The organism is Sphingobacteriales bacterium (assembly GCA_016719635.1).
Lineage (GTDB): Bacteria > Bacteroidota > Bacteroidia > Chitinophagales > JADIYW01 > JADJSS01.
The window spans coordinates 350,495-368,461 of the sequence record JADJYT010000004.1 but is presented as its reverse complement, the minus strand read 5'-3'; the positions used below and the strand labels follow the sequence as shown (position 1 = coordinate 368,461).

Genomic DNA, 17,967 nt, shown 5'->3' with positions numbered 1-17,967 from the left:
TTTTTATCGGATATTCACATTATAATAATTGATATAAATCAGCTATCACAGGGGAATTTCATCTTTTATCTGGGGGGTGTTATTTTTATCAACACCCCTAAAATTTAATATTACAGCGTTTTTAGAACGTCGTTCATCGCCCTTACCGCATCGGCACTTTTATTGAAAGCTGCCTGTTCGTCGTCATTCAGTCTGTAGTCGATGATTTTTTCCCATCCGCTCTTGCCGATTACGACCGGAACACCCATGCAAATGTCAGACTGACCGTATTCACCCTCGAGGTAAACACAGGATGTAATGACTTTCTTCTCATCACGCAATATGGCCTCCACCACCGCCATACCTGCTGCTCCCGGAGCATACCATGCGGAAGTACCGATTAAACCTGTCAGTGTTGCACCTCCAACCATGGTATCAGCAGCTACCTTTTTCAAGCTATCTGCATCCAGTAAATTGGAAACCGGATTGGAGTTCAGCGTTGCCAGTCGTGTTAAAGGTATCATCGTGGTATCTCCGTGTCCGCCAATAACAACAGCATTCAAATCATTCTGAGAACAACCCAACGCCTGCGACAAATAGAATTTGAAGCGGGAACTGTCTAAGGCACCGCCCATACCGATAACTCGGTTCTTAGGGATACCCGTTGCTTTTAATGCAAGATAGGTCATCGTATCCATCGGGTTAGAAATAATAACCAGAATGGCATCCGGAGAATGTTTTAAGATATTTTCCGCCACACCCTTAACGATTCCGGCGTTGGTACCGATTAATTCCTCACGTGTCATACCCGGTTTGCGTGGAATTCCTGAAGTGATCACCACCACGTCGCTTCCGGCAGTCTTGGAATAATCATTCGTAGAACCTGTTATTTTAGTATCAAATCCCAAAAGTGAAGAAGTCTGCATCATATCCATGGCCTTGCCTTCCGCCAAACCTTCTTTGATGTCTAACAATACCAGCTCGTGGCATAATTCTTTACGTGCAATGTTGTCAGCAACGGTGGCACCCACTGCTCCTGCACCTACAACGGTAACTTTCATGTGATTTTATTTTGGATTAAAGATTTAAAAAATTCGGGGCAAAGGTACGAATTAGTAATGAGTAGTAGGCAGTCCGCAGCAAGAATTTTTAATCAAAAGCAAAAAAGGGCAACACTATGCGTTGCCCTTGAATATCAAACTGCTGATAATTCCTTAAAATTTAAAGGCCAGACCAATTTTGGCATAAGAACCTTCACAATAGCCCGCTTCAATATTGGCCCCGATATGTTCCACAAAAAAATAGGACATCCCCAATCCTGTTCCGACAATGGCACCACCTTTGAATTTCTGATATTCAGGAACGGTCGTTCCTTTACTTTTCATGCGAAATCCCCCACCTACTGACAGTGGAATATACACATCGAATTTTTCCGGGTCCAGCTTGGTATTTCCTTTCTCGGAAATCAGTTGATACAAATGGAATACGCCACGCACTCCCAATCCGAAACTTCTGTACTTAAAATCCTTAAAGACACTCAGCGAATCACGGGTATAGGTCCTGCCGGAAAACGTAAACCAACCGCCTATACTGAAGTAAGGGCTGGCAGCATAATCCATATTTAATGTAAAACCGGGTATAAAGCCCAATTTTTCTAGTTTCCCAGTATTTGCATTGGGTGCTTCCAGATCATAAATAGGTATAAAACTGTGATGCCCAAGATTGGCGGCTAGAATCACGTGAAAATCTCCCTTTTCAACGGCCTTTGCAGCATTCAGCGAAGTAATCAGAAAAAGTAAGAGAACTATTTTGATGGCATTTTTCATGAAAAATCTATTTTATCGGTTACGCAAAAATATCAAATATTTCCATTGTATTTACGAATAAACCATTCACTTATCAACAAAAGCAGGATAAGTCCGAAAATCCATTTTATATCTATCAGCGGACGGGTTGAAAACGTATCGTATAATATGGACTTAACCTGATTGTTTTTTTCCAAATCATCTGCTATTGACTGCATGGTATTGGGATAATATAATTTCCCTCCGCTTTGTACCGATAAAACACGCAGCAGGGAATGATTGGCCTGAGTATATAAAGTCTCTATCAAGACAGGACGGACAGAGAAACTGCAGACAGCCGTATTGGTATTCCCCTTGTAGGTGGCTTTAGCATTGGCCATATAATTTCCTACCGGAAGTACGCCGGCATTCAGGAAGTATGCATTGATCGTTTTGTCAAATACAAACGGATATTCTTTACCATTATCCCCTTTGACCACACAGGAAGCATCCACATCATTCACCAGTTCATAGGTTTCGTTATACAACTCCGCATCCAGCTGTATGGATTCATTGGCATTGTAAATATTTTTGGGTGTATGCACCCTGAACCTTCTTTTATCCGCCTTTACGGTAAGATACTGCACACATTTATTTATAATTTCATCGGTGGCATCAAAATTATTGTTTTGCAGGAATTCATTCATACGCCAGCGCCAGATACCTTCGCCGCAGATGATACCGGTCTTTTTACCGTTCACTTCGTTCATCAGAATCAGCGGATTATTAGTCGGTACGTTCCCAATCTGCTGCTTCAAGAAAATATCTGACGTCGTCGCAGCCAGATATTTCCCATAAGGCGCCAGCAAAGGAGGCAACGACTGTATACCCTTTATCGTATTTTCATTTGTGGTGAATTTGGAGAACGACGGCTGGTAAACCGGATAGACATCATTTCCATTCTGAGAGGTGCCTGTGATTTGCAGGATATTCTGAAGGGTATTGAATTGTGCAACATTCGTTGCGGCTGACAACACCAACAACAACGGTTTTCCGGAACCCATCATTTCCTGAATCAAGGGCAGGGAACCGGTCGTATTTAGTGATGGTAATCCGTACAATATCAGCAAATCCGCCTTTTTGTAATTGCCCTTAAAAATCTTGATATCCGCCTGTTCAAATTCGTAATTTTTATTCTGTTCAATGGCATTTTTAAAAGCCTTGACATCCGGATGGGGCGCATCATAAAGCATCAGCACCTTTTGTCTTCCATCCAATACTTCCACATAGGCAAGATCATAATTATTCTCGGCAATAGCCTCTCCTGCCAGGGTTCTTAGCTTTACCTTGTACTGCTGTACTCCGGGTCTGGGGGCATCTGCTATCGCATCCGTCTGATACGTAAACCGGTCTTCCGTTACTTGAATGACTTTATTCAGAATCACTTTTCCATCCGGAGCAGTAATTTCCAGCGTCGTATTTTGACCTTTCAGATGATTGGCTTCAATCTGGACATTGATGGTAAACTGGTCCCCGAGGTATACGATCTCAGGATAACGGACACTTTTTATCATCGCATCCTTCTTAATGGCAGTGTCTCCTAATGCGATAGTATAGACAGGAACGGCCAATGCATTTTTAATGTACAACGGTGAATTCCCTTTATTGAAAATACCATCTGATGCCAAAACAATTGCTCCAATATTCTGTGAACCATGACGGGTGAATACCTCCTCCAGCGCATTGGAGATATCCGTTTCCTTTTCCGAAAAATCCGGGGTTTGGTAAACGGAAAGCGTGTTGCCGAAACTGTAGGATATCAGCTCAAATTTTTCTTTTATCTTATACTGAAGAGCGCCCAAAGCCTTTTTATACTGGTCTTTCGGAAAGCCGCCAAAGGACACACTCAACGAAGAGGAGTTATCCTGTAACACAATTATAACCGGTTTTTCTTCTTCGGTTTTTTTATGCTTAATCAATAATGACAATAATAAAAAAGCAATCAGCGCAGTTGATAAGAAACGAATAAAGGCTAATCCATATCTCCATCCTTTGTGTTCTTTTTCATGAAAAACATACGACCTCCTTCCATACAGCAGATAGGCAAACAGGATTCCGGTTGCCATACAGAAAAGCAGAAACCACCAGGGATATGAAGAGATGAAAGTCATGAAATTTGCGTCAAGAAACGGAAGTTGTAAAAAAATTAAAAACAGAATAACCTATTGAATCAATTTACAACCGACGTCTATCCTGCAAGTATCCTGATTTTTCAGGAATAATGCAAATAGAAGATGTTATTAAGGATGAATGCATGAAGTATGAAACCTTATGGCACAAGTTCTGTTACTGCTTATTCAGTACATCAGCCACCATTTTACCTATAAATGCCGGTGAATCCACTACATGAATGCCGCATTCTTTCATAATGGCCATTTTTGCGGCAGCCGTATCATTTGCTCCGCCTACAATGGCACCCGCATGCCCCATACGTCTTCCTTTGGGAGCCGTTTGTCCGGCGATAAAACCTATTACAGGTTTTTTCATATTCTCTTTTACCCAATAAGCAGCATCCACTTCCATGGTACCGCCTATCTCGCCTATCATGACAATAGCCTCCGTTTCCGGATCGTCCATAAAGAGTTCTACGGCTTCTTTGGAGGATATGCCGATAATCGGATCTCCGCCGATTCCTATTGCTGTTGAAATGCCATAACCCGCCTTTACCACCTGGTCTGCCGCCTCGTAGGTCAGTGTTCCGGATTTGGATACGATACCGATTCTCCCTTTTTTAAATACAAACCCGGGCATGATACCCAGCTTACATTCTTCCGGGGTGATGATTCCAGGACAGTTCGGCCCTATCATCCTTGCACCTTTGGATGTAACATACTTCTTCGCTTTTATCATATCCTGTACCGGAATGCCTTCTGTAATTGTTACAATAATTTTTATACCTGCATCCGCCGCTTCCATAATGGCATCCGCAGCAAAGGCAGGCGGTACAAAAATGATAGATACATCCGCGCCTGTGGCTTTCACCGCATTTTCTACCGTATTAAAAACAGGCTTTTCCAGATGGGATGTACCTTCCTTGCCCGGCGTTACGCCACCTACCACATTGGTGCCGTATCCTATCATCTGTGTTGCGTGAAATGTTCCTTCCTTACCTGTAAAACCTTGAACTATGACTTTAGAGTTTTTGTTGACTAAGATGCTCATCTTTAATTGGCTGTTTTGAAGTGACAAAATATCACTGCTGTTTAAGTTTACTTTTTAATTTATTCAAGCGTACATCGCGGGCCTCCTTTAAGAAATCGGATGCAAATATAAAATCAATCAATTCCTGATTGTCCGCTTCAAACAATGTCTCTTTGGTACCTTCCCAATGCTTGTTGCCCTGATGCAGAAATATTATCTTATCTCCGTTTGTAATCACACTGTTCATATCGTGTGTATTGGTGATGGTGGTGATGTTATACTCTTCCGTAATCTCCATGATCAGTTCATCAATCACTATGGAGGTCTGCGGGTCCAAGCCGGAATTGGGTTCATCGCAAAACAAATATTTCGGGTTCATCACGATGGCACGGGCGATACCGGTACGTTTTTGCATACCACCGGAAAGCTGGGAAGGAAATTTATGATTGGCATTTACCAGATTCACCCTTTTCAACACCTCATTGACCCGTTCATTTTTATCAGACATCGGCATCTTGGTAAACATATCCAGCGGGAATCTTACATTCTCCTCCACTGTAAGTGAATCAAACAGGGCACCTCCCTGAAACAACATACCCACTTCCCTGCGAATCTCATTTTTATCGTCAATTCCCATCGCCACATAATCCTTCCCGTCAAATAGGATATGTCCGTCGGTAGGTGTAAGTAACCCTACTATACATTTCAACAACACCGTTTTACCTGATCCGCTCTTTCCGATAATCAGGTTATTTTTCCCTCCTTCAAAAAAAGATGTAATTCCGTTCAGCACGACCTGTTCACCGAATTTTTTTGTAACATCTTTAATTTCTATCATCCTTCGTAGTATCTGTTAGTTTAATAATAGCCATGCTAAAATAAGGTCAGCAAACAATACCATAATACTGCTTAAAACCACTGCACGGGTGCTTGCCTTTCCGATTTCTATGGAGCTTCCGTGTGCATAAAATCCCTGATAACAGGAAATTGATGTCAGGATAAACCCGAAGACTGCTGCTTTTGTCAGCATGATATAAACGTTTTTTGGAATAAAGTTCATCAATACCCCTTGTATAAAATCCGTAGAAGACACATATCCCGTCAATGAACCTGCCAGCAAACCGCCATAGATACCAGTGCCGGCAGATATAACCACCAATATCGGAACCATTGTGATGGCTGCCATTAATTTAGGCCCTATCAGATAGGAAAAGGTATTCACCCCCATTATCTCCAGAGCGTCAATCTGTTCTGTCAGACGCATGGTGCCCAGCTCGGAAGATAAATTAGATCCCACCTTACCAGCCAGCACCAGACAGGAGATGGTAGGCGCCAATTCCAAAATCAGGGATTCCTTAACAACATACCCGACATAATACATCGGCACCATGGAACTGGACAGGTTATAAGCAAACTGAACCGCAGAAACCGCCCCTATAAAAAAGGAAATCAGAAGGATTATCACCAGGGAACCAACACCAATATTGACCATCTGGCGAAGCGTTTCTTTCCAATACATGGAAAAACGTTCCGGCTTCACAAAACAACGTCTAATCATGAGGACATATCTTCCAATATGGAAAATGGGGCCTCCGGTATCGTGTACGTATTCTGCCATTTGCTGTTTTGGTTTTCTTATAAAGTGGGTAAAAATAATGTATTTTTAGTAATAAGTAACAGGTAATGAGTCAAAAGACAAAAGAATTTATAATTTTATAGTATGAACATCGTCATCACAGGTGCCAGCAGGGGCATCGGGAAAGCCATAGCCGAAAAATTTGCCGCTCACCACCATTCCGTTTTAGTTTGTTCCCGGAATGAAAAGAAATTAGCAGAACTTCAGCAGAATCATCCGACCATCGCTGTCTTTTCCTGTGATATGGCTGTGAGAGAAGACGTAAGAAGATTTGGTCGTTTTGTTCAGTCTCACTTTAACAAAGTGGATGTTTTAATCAACAATGCCGGTATTTTCCTGCCGGGTAAGATCACCGAAGAAGAGGACGGAGTTTTAGAACAGCAGATAGCCACCAATTTATACAGTGCCTATTACCTGACGAAGGAAGTAGTGCCGGCAATGATGGCGGAGAAAGCAGGATTCATATTCAATATGTGTTCGATTGCCAGTATCAAGGCGTATGAAAACGGCGGCAGTTATTCCATCAGCAAATTCGCGCTTCTGGGATTCTCCAAAACATTAAGAGAGGAATTAAAACCTTACAATATAAGAGTGACATCCATCCTCCCCGGTGCCACACTGACAGACTCCTGGGGTGACACAGACTTGCCGGAAGACAGGTTCAGCAAGCCGGAGGATATCGCAGATTTAGTTTATGCCATCACGCAGCTATCCGGCAATTCCGTTGTCGAGGAAATAGTGATTCGTCCGCAACTGGGAGATATTTAAAAGGAGCAAGGAAGAAGACTAAAGACTATGAGGCAATATAATAGTCTATCGCAACGGCGATTTCCGCATGGGTTACTTCAACATCATATTCACAACTGCCTATTTCATTTAACAATGCAAAAAGCATCTTATCACCCTGGTTTTTCTTGTCCGATTGCATGATTTTGAATAATGTATCCCTGTCAAAACCTGCTATAGCCCGTTTTGGAAAATGAGTAATGAGCAGGGTTTGTATCTCCTTCAATTCATTTTCTTTCAATCCGCATTTCTGAACAGATAAATAAGCTTCGCAAATCATGCCGATGGCAATAGCTTCACCGTGCAGTAAACTGTCCGAATCATGTTCCAGCGAGTAGGTCTCAATGGCATGTCCTATAGTGTGTCCGAAGTTGAGTATCTTACGCAAGCCTCTTTCAAAAGGGTCTTCTTCCACCACGGATTTTTTAATCAGCAAGGAAGCATATACAACCGGATTCATGGCACATGTTGAGATATCGGTCGTTTTATAAACCTCCCATTGTTCTTTATCTTTAATCAGCGCGTGTTTGAATATCTCTGCCCATCCGTTAATAAACTGGCGTTTCGGCAAGGTCTTAAAGAATGCAGCAGAAACCACCACCAACATCGGATTCCGGAATAAGCCGATCAGGTTTTTCCCATATTTAAAATCAATCCCCAGTTTGCCGCCGATGGAAGAATCCACCTGCGATAAAAGGGTGGTGGGTACATTGACAAAATCAATCCCCCTCTTGTAGCAACCGGCAGCAAATCCACCCATGTCTCCAATCACCCCACCTCCGAGGTTGACCACCACCGCTTTTCTATCTGCTCCTAGTTCCATCAGCTGCTGCCAGATACTTTCGCAGGCCAGCAGATTTTTATTTTCTTCACCGCTTTCGGTCTCTATTAAATTAAATTCGGTAATGACGGATTTTAAAAGCGGCAGGCAGTGCTCTTTCGTATTTTCATCCACCAGTATAAAAACGGCAGAATACTTATTCTCCGATAAATAAGCACCTAATGACTGCAATGAATCATCAAATTGTATACTGTACTCTTTTAAAGAAATTGTTTCCATTGCTTATTGCTAAATGCCGATTTATCTTTACTATAATTCTCAGGGCAAGTCCACTATCTTATCAAAACTCCAGACTTCCGCTTTTGCTCCAAACCATTGTTTCACCGTCTTCCAGAATTGGGCAAAGAAAGCGGAATCCCGGTAGTTGTTCAGATCTTCTTCACTATCCCACAAACTGTAGGTGAAGAAAACAGCCGGGTTGCTGATATCCTGCCATGCCTGCAGCAAGTTACATCCCTTCTGCCGGCGAATGGTATCGCACACGGTAGCAAAATACATTTTGAACGTTTCTGCTTCCGTTTCGCGCATCGTTAATTTCACAATCCGTATTATCATTCAAATAATATTTGCACGGCATCACCGGTGGTCAATCCCAATAAATCGGAGGCACTGCCCCCGTTAATGCATAACTCCAGGTATCCGATGGAATTAAAACGTGCCAGGCTGTATGTTGGTGGCACATCAGAATAATTAGTTACAATCTGTTCAATAAAATCGTATTTGCGATAATTGATACGCATCTGTTTTTCAGCACCAAACCGTTCAATCTCACCGATATGGATATTTGTAATGGCGTTCCCAAAATTATCGACATACATGACATTACCCACAATCTTATCCTGCTGTATGGCAGGAGTCATAAATTTCTTTTCTACATAATCGTTGATAGCCATGCCAATGGAACCGATGCTGTTGTTAAAGATAATTTCTTTCACCACCCTGCAATAATATTCTTCCAGCGTGTTCAGTTTTACCTGTTTGATATTCACTTCCACGATTAAATCCGGCTTATCCTCAAAAATCAACGTAAGGATTCCGTTATCGGGAGCGATGAAATAGTAATTCTGGTACTTTGCAGCCAGGATTTTCTGGCTTGCCAGCCCCTGTTCATTCACGCGCACGATATGAATCGTGCCTTTCGGATAGTGCGCATAGACGTTTTTCAGAAAAAAAGCGGCTGTTACAATGTCATAAGGTGGTATGGAATGTGAGATATCCACAATCTTGGCTGATGGGCTGGATGAGTATAAATCCCCTTTAAATAAGCCTACATAGTAATCTTTTTCTCCAAAGTCTGTTAATAACGTTATTACCGCCATTTAAAATTTTATTCTATTTTCAAATTGATAAGCCAAAGGAAATACAAAAACCGTTTCTTTGGAATTGAAAAACAAAAATAAGAAAATAATTGAGCGAACTAACTATTAAATTAGAAACTGTCGATCAGGTAGAGTTCTTCGGTTTCAACAACAACAAGCTGAAAATCCTGAAAAAAGAATTTAACAGGCTAAATATCAGCGCAAGAGGCAACAAGATCATAGTTGCCGGTTCCCAGGAAGACCTGGAAGTGTTCAGCGAAAAAGTGCACCAGCTCGTGGAATACCTCGAACGCTACGGAAAAATCTCCGACAAGCACATCGAGGAGATCCTGCACGGGCGTAATCCTTATGAAACGAATTTCCCGCAATTTCAGGATAACGTTTTGGTGTATGGCAACAACGGCACACTCGTGCGTGCGCGAACGGAGAACCAGCAGAAACTGGTGGACTCTTCAGAAAATAACGATATACTGTTTGCCATCGGGCCGGCAGGTACCGGAAAAACATATACCGCGGTGGCATTGGCAGTGCGTGCATTGAAAAATAAATGGGTGAAGAAAATTATCCTCACACGCCCGGCGGTGGAAGCAGGTGAAAATTTAGGATTTTTGCCGGGCGACCTGAAAGAAAAGATAGACCCGTATTTAAGGCCGCTGTACGACGCATTGGATGATATGATTCCTCCGGACAAGCTCACGTATTATATGCAGAACCGTGTGATTGAGGTGGCACCGCTGGCCTATATGCGAGGACGTACGCTCGACCACGCCTTTATGATTCTGGATGAAGCGCAAAACGCGACACAGCTGCAGTTAAAAATGTTCCTGACACGTATCGGCCCTTCCGCCAAGTGTATCATCACCGGTGATATGACACAAATCGATTTACCGAAAAACCAGCAATCCGGCTTGAGAAAGACCATGCAGATTCTGGATGGTATCGACGGCATCGGTATGGTGCACCTTTCCGGAGATGATGTGGTGCGTCACCGATTGGTGAAAGACATTATAAAGGCATTTGACAAAGAAACGGAACGGGAGCAGCACTTCCGGAACGGACAAGGCAATGCCAATTAAGCTGACTGTTTAATTTTACACAAAGCCGTACTGTTGCAGTACGGCTTTTTTCATTTTTTTAACCTCGAGGGTCAAAACAACGCAATAAAATCGTAAATTGCACCTCGTTCAATAAATGACTTCGTAGCTCAGTTGGTAGAGCAGCTGACTCTTAATCAGCGGGTCCAGGGTTCGAATCCCTGCGGGGTCACATTCCATTTTCCACTTCCTTCATCCTTAACCAAGGTACTCGTATGGCATGATAACAAGTATTCTAAACAAGAGCAATTGCTTTTTTGCTAAAAAATCTTGAAAAAATATGCCAATTGCTTATTTTTAACAGTTCCGGTAATCGTAAAAAACAATCATGACATTAAATGAATTTATTAACAGATTTGACAATGAAAATTCAATTATCCTTCTTGAAGGTAAGAGAAAAGTTTTGGAAAAGGATAAATATAAGCTAATTGCACTTGGGAAGATGCTGGCATCTTTGTCAAAAAAAATGATTTTCCGAAGTGGAAATGCAGACGGCTCTGATCAATTATTTTCTGAAGGTGTCAGGTCAGTAGATTATGAAAGATTACAGGTAATTACACCTTACTCCGGGCATAGACAAAGAAATAATCATGCATACGAGACCATTTCATTGGATGACATAAATATCGCTTCAGAACCTGAGGTAGTGTATGAATCCAAAAGAAACAAGAAAATGGAAAAATTAATAGACCAATATGTGTCGGGTGATAAAAACCGATACTCTATAAAAGCCGCATATATAATTCGGGATACCATTAAAGCAATTGGAACGGAATATATAAAACCTGCAACTTTTGGTATATTTTATGATGATTTGGGAAACCCAATGAATGGAGGAACAGGACATACAATGAGTGTATGCCTGCAAAACAACATACCTATAATAACCCAGGAAACTTGGTTCAAATGGCTTACAGAATGATTCTACATACTATTTGCAACACCACCTCCTCACTGGCGAGTGTTCCACTGGATTACTCGCCTCTGTTATACCTGTCGCTCACTGACCGGATCCTTAAATCTAAACGCTTATCCAATCAAAGGTTAGTTTCTTTCATTCACACGATATATGAAACTCTTTCCATACGGCCAGACAAAGGTGAGCAGCAAAGGTAACCGGACAGTTTATGAGATAGCGTCGCTACGCTCGCTTGAAGGTAAACTGCCAACCTCAATAAATAATTTGTTGTTGAAAAGACAGCTGCTGTGGAAATATTGTCAGAGATACTGCTGTCTTACTTCGTACCTTTGTGCCATTCAATCCCATTCCGTATGGCCATCAGCGCAACACACTTTCAGTTTCCCGGGCAAAAGAGTTTTTACAAAGGAAAGGTCCGGGATGTCTACAATATTGACGGCCGTTACCTCGTGATGATTGTCAGCGACCGCATTTCCGCATTTGATGTGGTACTGCCTGAACCCATCCCCTACAAAGGACAAATCCTGAATGAAATCGCCAATTACCATCTGTCCAAAACCAACGATATTGTACCCAACTGGGTGGTGGATGTGCCGCATCCGAATGTGACCATCGGCAAACTGTGCGAGCCCTACCGGGTGGAAATGGTCATTCGCGGCTATCTCGCCGGCTCGGCATGGCGCGCCTATAAAAACGGTATCCGCGAAATCTGCGGCGTACAGCTGCCGGATGGCCTGAAGGAAAACCAGCAACTGCCGACACCCATCATCACCCCCACGACCAAGGCGGAAGTCGGGCACGACGAAGAAATATCCGGGGCGGAAATCATCGCTAAGGGAATTGTGCCGGAAGAAGAGTATGCGCAACTGGAAAAATACACGCATGCCGTTTTTCAGAGAGGGACGGTACTGGCCAAAGAGCGCGGACTGATACTGGTGGACACCAAATATGAATTCGGGAAAATCGGCGACACCATCTACCTGATGGATGAAATCCATACGCCGGATTCTTCCCGTTATTTTTACGCCGAAGGATATGAAGAACGCCTCGAAAAAGGTGAACCGCAAAAACAACTTTCCAAGGAGTTTGTGCGCGAATGGCTGATTGCGAATGATTTCATGGGCAAAGAGGGACAAACAGTGCCGGAAATGACGGAAGAAATTGTATCCAATATTTCCAACCGGTATATTGAGTTGTATGAAAATATTTTAGGCAACCCTTTTGTTCCTTTCAATACGACTCATATCTTGGAAGACATGGAAAAGTCGATTAAACTGGCACTGGAGAAATTAGTCTGATACATCCGCTCTTTCTCAAAAAATGCTCACATCGACAATTTATATTCATCTGTTCCCGGTACTGACATTTATTTGTATTTTTGCAGTATGTTACAACGTCCTCGCCGAAACAGAAAGAGTGCTGCCATACGCGCACTGGCAGCAGAAACCAGCTTACTTCCGCAACATCTGGTACAACCTTTATTCTTAGCGGATGGCCGAAATAAGAAGAATGCGATAAAGTCGCTGCCCGGCATGTCTCAGCTTAGCATAGATAATGCCCTGAAAGAAATAGAGATATGTATGAATGCGGGTGTGTACTCCTTTATATTATTCCCTGCCGTCGATGACGGATTAAAGAATAAGACAGCCAGCTACAGTTATTCTCAAAAAAATTTCTACCTCAAAGCGATTGCTGCCTTCAAAAAAAAGTTTCCGGAATGCTGCCTGATCAGCGATGTCGCCATGGATCCATACAGCAGTGACGGACACGACGGATATGTTGAAAACGGAAAAATTATAAACGACAAAACCTTACCCATCTTAGCGAGGATGGCAATTGCCCAGGCAAACGCCGGGGTAGATATCATCGGGCCAAGCGACATGATGGACGGACGTGTAGGCTATCTCAGAGATGCGCTCGATGCCAAAGGATTTACAGACACATCCATCATGAGTTATACGGCTAAATATGCCAGTGCATTTTACGGACCGTTTCGTGATGCGTTGGATTCGGCACCCAAATCGGGTGATAAGAAAACCTACCAGATGAACCCCGCCAATAAACGGGAAGCCATGCTGGAAGCCTCCATGGATTTTGAAGAGGGTGCAGATTTCCTGATGGTAAAACCGGCCACAGTTTATCTGGATATCATTCACGAACTGAAACTAAATTTTCCGATTCCCATTGCCGCCTATCATGTGAGTGGTGAATATGCCATGCTGCAGGCGGCAGCAAAAAACGGCTGGCTGGATTATTCTAAATGTTTAGAAGAAACGCTGTTGAGCATACGCCGTGCAGGTGCTGATGTTATCATCTCTTATGGTTCAAAAGATTATGCGCTGAATCACATAAAAAAAGGGAAAGTGTAACTTTCCCTTTTTTACATTTGCTGACTGAATGAATTACAGACCTGTTTTCGGTTGCTCTTCCGCCTGATTTTTACCAAACGTATACATGTAACCAACACCGATATTAAATTTCGAGTTGTACAGTTTTAATTTGGTAGAGTTATTATAAAACGGATCAACCGCACCTCTGAACGTTTTCACCAATCCAAAATCATAATTCATATCAAAGGTTACACTGCTTCTCAGGTCTTTGGAAACATATACCTGAATACCTGCCCCCATTCTGACACCTGCGTCGATATTATTATAAACTTCTTTATAATCTGCCTTTTCACTTACTTTAGGCTGAACAGAACCATTATTGTTGATTGTTCTGACATCTGTACCGCTGATATTGTAACCGAAATAACCTCCTGCATTGGCAAATACTCTCAATCGCTGATTTCCCCAACCAGCCATAATGGTTACAGGAATGGTCAGCTGGTTTTCTTTATGTGTTTTATTGGAACTGATGACATTTCCTGCACCTGAATATTTTGTGTAGCTGCTTCCACCCATATTGAATTCAATACCTAGATTTACCCCTACAAACTTATTTATCCATATCCTGCCCTGAATGGCTGCATGTACTCCGGGAACAAAACTGAGTGTACCACCGGCTGTAGATAACTTACCTTTCAAAAACTCATTGTTCATCCTTCCGAAATTGGGACCCACATTAATGCCGATACCTGCCTGAATTTTCGCCTCTGAATGGTTTATAAATGTTCCTAACAGCAAAATAATAACCAGTAATTTTCTCATCTTATTTAGTTTTTGTTTGTATTGATTTATAAAATCGACGTTAAATTACAAAAAACCTTTTAATTGTACTACTTTTGTAAAAATTATTTAACCCAAATATACAAAGCATGCAACTTTGGAACAGGGTAGACAAGCGGATATTGGAGAAAAATCTTCTGGAAAACAGCGAAAACCGCATTACCATCTCCTTTTATAAATACGCCAAAACGGAACAACCTTCATTATGGAGGGATGAACTGTATCTGGCCTGGAACAACCTGGATGTCTTAGGCAGAATATATATCGCCCGCGAAGGCATTAATGCACAGATTTCCTTACCTGAAAATAACAAGACGGCGTTTATCGAACATCTGTACTCCTATCCATTTCTGAAAGGTATACGCCTGAACTATGCCATCGATGATGACGGAAAATCATTTTCCAAATTAAAAATACTGGTACGCAAAAAAATTGTGGCGGACGGACTGGATGATGACACCTTTAATTCGAGTGACTGCGGCATCCATCTCAACGCTGAAGAATTTAACGGACTGACCGATCAGGAGGATACTATTCTGATAGATATGCGCAATCATTATGAAAGCGAAATCGGGCATTTTGAGAATGCCGTTACGCCGGATGTGGATACTTTCAGGGAACAGCTGCCTCTGGTAGTCAATATGCTGGAAAACGACAAGGATAAACCGGTGGTGATGTACTGTACCGGCGGCATCCGTTGTGAAAAGGCAAGCGCTTGGTTAAAACATAACGGGTTTAAACAGGTGTATCAGTTGAACGGCGGCATCATTGAATATGCACGACAGGTACAGCAACTAGGTTTAAGGAATAAATTCCGTGGCAAGAATTTTGTTTTTGACAGACGTTTGGGAGAAAAAATCTCACATGAAGTTATTGCCCAATGCCATCAATGTGGTGAGCCCGCGGACACACACACCAATTGCAAAAACGAGGCCTGCCATCTGCTATTCATCCAGTGTGAATCCTGTACAGCAAAATACAAAGGTTGCTGTTGTGAAGACTGCATGAGCATCGTCTCCTTACCGGAAGAAGAAAGACGAGCCTTGCGCAAAGGGTTGAATCCGGGCCGCAAAGTATTCAAGAAAGGACGGGGAGAACAGTTGACCTTTAAAAAATCAACTGCTGATATGCAGGCATCTTCACTGTATGCCGATGAATGATCTGAGTTGAATTATTCAGGTTATGCCAGTCTATCACATCCATTATCTGCTGAAAGGTACCGGATGATTTTTCAATTCATCCTGTTTCCGCTTGAGACCTACATCATTCGGGAATCTTCGTTCCAGATACTGAAGCAAACTATCTGCTTCCCTATGCCTGCTTCGCTGCATGTACATATTTATCAGATTGTTGGCAGAATAACTGAAAATCTTTTCCCGTTGTATAACAAACTTAAAATAATGAGCGGCAGAATCTATCTGATCGAGATTCCAGAATGCCAATCCCAAATAATTCACACCAGACAGGTAGGAGGAATCCAACCGGTAACATTTCCTGAAAATCTCCAGCGTAGTGCTGTCATTTCTCCGGTATAATTCACACAGACCCACATGCTCCCAGGACTGTGCGGATAACGGGTTCGCCTTTACGGCAAGCAATGCATACCGTTCTCCCTTATTGATGAAACTATCCGTCAGGCTTCTGTCGTAGGATGATTTCATTTCTTCCTGTAACGCAAAATGAATATAGGTACCCGCTGCAATCCGGTTTGCGTTTACAGACCTTGTCAGATGTTTCAAGTCCCGGTCGAACAACGTGTATCTGTCTTTCCATGCCGTGGTTCTGTATATTGTACATCCTGCATAAGTAACCAATAAAACAATAAAGACCGGCTTTACCAACCTTCGCCAGTAATCCGACTGCTGCATATCCGTTATGATTGCTGACAACGCCATGCAATATCCCATTGATGCAATAAAATTATAGCGATCCATGACAATACCCGCAACCGGGCTGATAAAATTTAACGCATACGCGATAGACAGAAAAAAGAACAACATGGAGAATAGATAAACCTTATTTTTTTTATAAAATCGGATACTGAATATGAAGAGCACTAAGACAATTGCCATACCGGTTATATTCATCGGTGAGAAGACAGAAGTAAGCGGAATTTGATTGTACCCGAAGTAAAAGTAATAGCCAAAGGGAATAAACAGGAATTTTATGTAATAAAACAAAGAGGTCAGGGCAAGTGAAATCCTGTTATAGAATGTATCATTTTGGTATAATGGATTCTCATCTAACCCCCAAAAGCTGCGATTCAAATTCGTATCTAGATTAGACGTTAAATCATTTACTACATACGCTGAAACTATCAGCAGGAAGAAACTCAGCAACGAAATAATCAGCAACTTTTTTACACCTTGATTTCTGAAGAAAAACAGCACGAGCACGGGTACTATCAGGAAAACAAAACTGTCCCTTTTTGAAAGCAGCCCTAAGACTATCAGTAAAAGCGCAACAAATATTCTTTGATACTGAATGCGGTCGAAAGCCGTAATCAGCTGAATGGCAGCCATCAGCCCAAAGGTCATACTTAATAAATTATCACGGCTTTTGATATTTGCCACCACACTCACATGATTGGGGTGGACAAGAAAAAATACGGCGGTCAGTAAGGCAACTATCTTCAGCCTATTCACATCCCCGATCATCCTGCTGATTACGATGAATTTGTAAATCCGGGTCAGCAAAAAAACAAAAATCATCACATTGAGAAAATGAGAAACGGATGGATTCATTTCTTTAAAGAAAAATCTTTCCAGCCAGAAGGATGCTAAGGTAACCGGCCGGTAATCTGCACTTGCAAACCAGGATTTAAAGATAAAAAGAAGTCCGTTGAAACCCGGACCAGCCTGGCTGATAGATGACACTATAAACTCATCATCCAGTCCGTAATCAAACGTAACGGTGTAACCAAACAGTAAAAAACCGGACAATATCAATAATCCGTAATGAAAGTATGTGCCGCTGCAGATATGGTATATTGATTTTTGATTACTTACATCAGACATAAGGACAGATGAAGGATATTGCCGTTTCTTTAATGTAGATTTTTTATTTGTAGCCATCTTGTATCTGTAAAAGCCTTTGTATTATTTAATCGTGCTGACTGCCATTTATTAACTCAAGATACTCATTACGGGAAAATAAACAGGATTGTCTTTTTTGATTTTTTGCTGATGTTCAATTTCCATTCACTTCGTTCCGTTAAAGTCTTACATAAAAAAGGACT

Annotated in this window: 17 protein-coding genes and 1 tRNA gene; 7 read left to right on the top strand and 11 right to left on the bottom strand. The window is 42.0% G+C overall.

From position 1 onward, the window contains the following. Positions 1-110: 110 nt before the first annotated feature. From mdh to IPM95_10475, 6 genes are all read right to left on the bottom strand, one after another. Positions 111-1,040, bottom strand: coding sequence for a malate dehydrogenase (gene mdh, locus IPM95_10500; protein ID MBK9329718.1), 930 nt, complete (start codon positions 1,038-1,040; stop codon positions 111-113). A gap of 153 nt (positions 1,041-1,193) precedes the next feature. After that, a complete protein-coding gene (locus tag IPM95_10495; GenBank protein ID MBK9329717.1) occupies positions 1,194-1,805 on the bottom strand; it encodes a hypothetical protein in 612 nt (203 codons plus the stop codon). A 32-nt stretch (positions 1,806-1,837) separates the two neighbouring features. Continuing rightward, a complete protein-coding gene (locus IPM95_10490; protein ID MBK9329716.1) occupies positions 1,838-3,934 on the bottom strand; it encodes a VWA domain-containing protein in 2,097 nt (698 codons plus the stop codon). Positions 3,935-4,109: 175 nt separating this feature from the next. Continuing rightward, complete coding sequence (sucD, locus tag IPM95_10485) at positions 4,110-4,985, bottom strand: succinate--CoA ligase subunit alpha (GenBank protein ID MBK9329715.1); 876 nt, start codon at positions 4,983-4,985, stop codon at positions 4,110-4,112. A gap of 31 nt (positions 4,986-5,016) precedes the next feature. Further along, positions 5,017-5,802 carry an ATP-binding cassette domain-containing protein gene (locus tag IPM95_10480; GenBank protein MBK9329714.1) on the bottom strand — a complete coding sequence of 262 codons (786 nt, stop codon included), beginning with the start codon at positions 5,800-5,802 and terminating at the stop codon, positions 5,017-5,019. A gap of 15 nt (positions 5,803-5,817) precedes the next feature. Next, a complete protein-coding gene (locus tag IPM95_10475; protein ID MBK9329713.1) occupies positions 5,818-6,582 on the bottom strand; it encodes an ABC transporter permease in 765 nt (254 codons plus the stop codon). 102 nt (positions 6,583-6,684) lie between these two features. Here IPM95_10475 and IPM95_10470 point away from each other — a divergent pair, with 102 nt between their 5' ends. Then, entirely contained in the window at positions 6,685-7,368 is a 684-nt protein-coding gene (locus IPM95_10470; GenBank protein MBK9329712.1) for an SDR family oxidoreductase, read from the top strand. A 25-nt stretch (positions 7,369-7,393) separates the two neighbouring features. On the opposite strand, the gene aroB is transcribed toward IPM95_10470, so the two are convergent. Genes aroB through IPM95_10455 form a run of 3 tightly spaced genes read right to left on the bottom strand, consistent with a single transcriptional unit; the run spans position 7,394 to position 9,546 of the window. Beyond that, complete coding sequence (gene aroB, locus IPM95_10465) at positions 7,394-8,446, bottom strand: 3-dehydroquinate synthase (GenBank protein ID MBK9329711.1); 1,053 nt, start codon at positions 8,444-8,446, stop codon at positions 7,394-7,396. Positions 8,447-8,485: 39 nt separating this feature from the next. Then, a complete protein-coding gene (locus IPM95_10460) occupies positions 8,486-8,782 on the bottom strand; it encodes an antibiotic biosynthesis monooxygenase (protein ID MBK9329710.1) in 297 nt (98 codons plus the stop codon). After that, positions 8,779-9,546 (bottom strand): SAM-dependent chlorinase/fluorinase, encoded by a 768-nt coding sequence (locus IPM95_10455; protein MBK9329709.1) that lies wholly within the window; start codon positions 9,544-9,546, stop codon positions 8,779-8,781. Before IPM95_10455 ends, IPM95_10460 begins: the two co-directional genes overlap by 4 nt. Positions 9,547-9,635: 89 nt before the next feature. Between IPM95_10455 and IPM95_10450 the strand changes: the two genes are divergently transcribed. The 5 genes from IPM95_10450 (at position 9,636) to hemB (ending at position 13,928) form a co-directional block, all read left to right on the top strand. Beyond that, on the top strand, positions 9,636-10,622 hold the full coding sequence (locus IPM95_10450; GenBank protein ID MBK9329708.1) for a PhoH family protein: 987 nt from the start codon (positions 9,636-9,638) through the stop codon (positions 10,620-10,622). Between the two features lie 117 nt (positions 10,623-10,739). Next, positions 10,740-10,812, top strand: a tRNA-Lys gene (locus IPM95_10445). Positions 10,813-10,968: 156 nt separating this feature from the next. Then, positions 10,969-11,562, top strand: coding sequence for a hypothetical protein (locus IPM95_10440; GenBank protein ID MBK9329707.1), 594 nt, complete (start codon positions 10,969-10,971; stop codon positions 11,560-11,562). A 350-nt stretch (positions 11,563-11,912) separates the two neighbouring features. After that, positions 11,913-12,857 carry a phosphoribosylaminoimidazolesuccinocarboxamide synthase gene (locus tag IPM95_10435; protein ID MBK9329706.1) on the top strand — a complete coding sequence of 315 codons (945 nt, stop codon included), beginning with the start codon at positions 11,913-11,915 and terminating at the stop codon, positions 12,855-12,857. Between the two features lie 87 nt (positions 12,858-12,944). Continuing rightward, positions 12,945-13,928: a porphobilinogen synthase gene (gene hemB, locus IPM95_10430; GenBank protein MBK9329705.1), complete on the top strand. Its 984-nt coding sequence runs from the start codon at positions 12,945-12,947 to the stop codon at positions 13,926-13,928. A 33-nt stretch (positions 13,929-13,961) separates the two neighbouring features. Here hemB and IPM95_10425 read toward each other — a convergent pair whose 3' ends face one another. Further along, positions 13,962-14,711, bottom strand: coding sequence for a PorT family protein (locus IPM95_10425; GenBank protein ID MBK9329704.1), 750 nt, complete (start codon positions 14,709-14,711; stop codon positions 13,962-13,964). Between the two features lie 107 nt (positions 14,712-14,818). Here IPM95_10425 and IPM95_10420 point away from each other — a divergent pair, with 107 nt between their 5' ends. Continuing rightward, positions 14,819-15,889 carry a rhodanese-related sulfurtransferase gene (locus tag IPM95_10420; protein ID MBK9329703.1) on the top strand — a complete coding sequence of 357 codons (1,071 nt, stop codon included), beginning with the start codon at positions 14,819-14,821 and terminating at the stop codon, positions 15,887-15,889. Between the two features lie 42 nt (positions 15,890-15,931). Here IPM95_10420 and IPM95_10415 read toward each other — a convergent pair whose 3' ends face one another. Beyond that, complete coding sequence (locus IPM95_10415; protein MBK9329702.1) at positions 15,932-17,803, bottom strand: hypothetical protein; 1,872 nt, start codon at positions 17,801-17,803, stop codon at positions 15,932-15,934. Positions 17,804-17,967: the final 164 nt, after the last annotated feature.

Bases quoted from the DNA above. Each gene is read 5' to 3' on its own strand.
- mdh (MBK9329718.1), bottom strand. From the start codon at position 1,040: ATGAAAGTTACCGTTGTAGGTGCAGGAGCAGTGGGTGCCACCGTTGCT.
- IPM95_10495 (MBK9329717.1), bottom strand. From the start codon at position 1,805: ATGAAAAATGCCATCAAAATAGTTCTCTTACTTTTTCTGATTACTTCG.
- IPM95_10490 (MBK9329716.1), bottom strand. From the start codon at position 3,934: ATGACTTTCATCTCTTCATATCCCTGGTGGTTTCTGCTTTTCTGTATG.
- sucD (MBK9329715.1), bottom strand. From the start codon at position 4,985: ATGAGCATCTTAGTCAACAAAAACTCTAAAGTCATAGTTCAAGGTTTT.
- IPM95_10480 (MBK9329714.1), bottom strand. From the start codon at position 5,802: ATGATAGAAATTAAAGATGTTACAAAAAAATTCGGTGAACAGGTCGTG.
- IPM95_10475 (MBK9329713.1), bottom strand. From the start codon at position 6,582: ATGGCAGAATACGTACACGATACCGGAGGCCCCATTTTCCATATTGGA.
- IPM95_10470 (MBK9329712.1), top strand. From the start codon at position 6,685: ATGAACATCGTCATCACAGGTGCCAGCAGGGGCATCGGGAAAGCCATA.
- aroB (MBK9329711.1), bottom strand. From the start codon at position 8,446: ATGGAAACAATTTCTTTAAAAGAGTACAGTATACAATTTGATGATTCA.
- IPM95_10460 (MBK9329710.1), bottom strand. From the start codon at position 8,782: ATGATAATACGGATTGTGAAATTAACGATGCGCGAAACGGAAGCAGAA.
- IPM95_10455 (MBK9329709.1), bottom strand. From the start codon at position 9,546: ATGGCGGTAATAACGTTATTAACAGACTTTGGAGAAAAAGATTACTAT.
- IPM95_10440 (MBK9329707.1), top strand. From the start codon at position 10,969: ATGACATTAAATGAATTTATTAACAGATTTGACAATGAAAATTCAATT.
- IPM95_10435 (MBK9329706.1), top strand. From the start codon at position 11,913: ATGGCCATCAGCGCAACACACTTTCAGTTTCCCGGGCAAAAGAGTTTT.
- hemB (MBK9329705.1), top strand. From the start codon at position 12,945: ATGTTACAACGTCCTCGCCGAAACAGAAAGAGTGCTGCCATACGCGCA.
- IPM95_10425 (MBK9329704.1), bottom strand. From the start codon at position 14,711: ATGAGAAAATTACTGGTTATTATTTTGCTGTTAGGAACATTTATAAAC.
- IPM95_10420 (MBK9329703.1), top strand. From the start codon at position 14,819: ATGCAACTTTGGAACAGGGTAGACAAGCGGATATTGGAGAAAAATCTT.
- IPM95_10415 (MBK9329702.1), bottom strand. From the start codon at position 17,803: ATGGCTACAAATAAAAAATCTACATTAAAGAAACGGCAATATCCTTCA.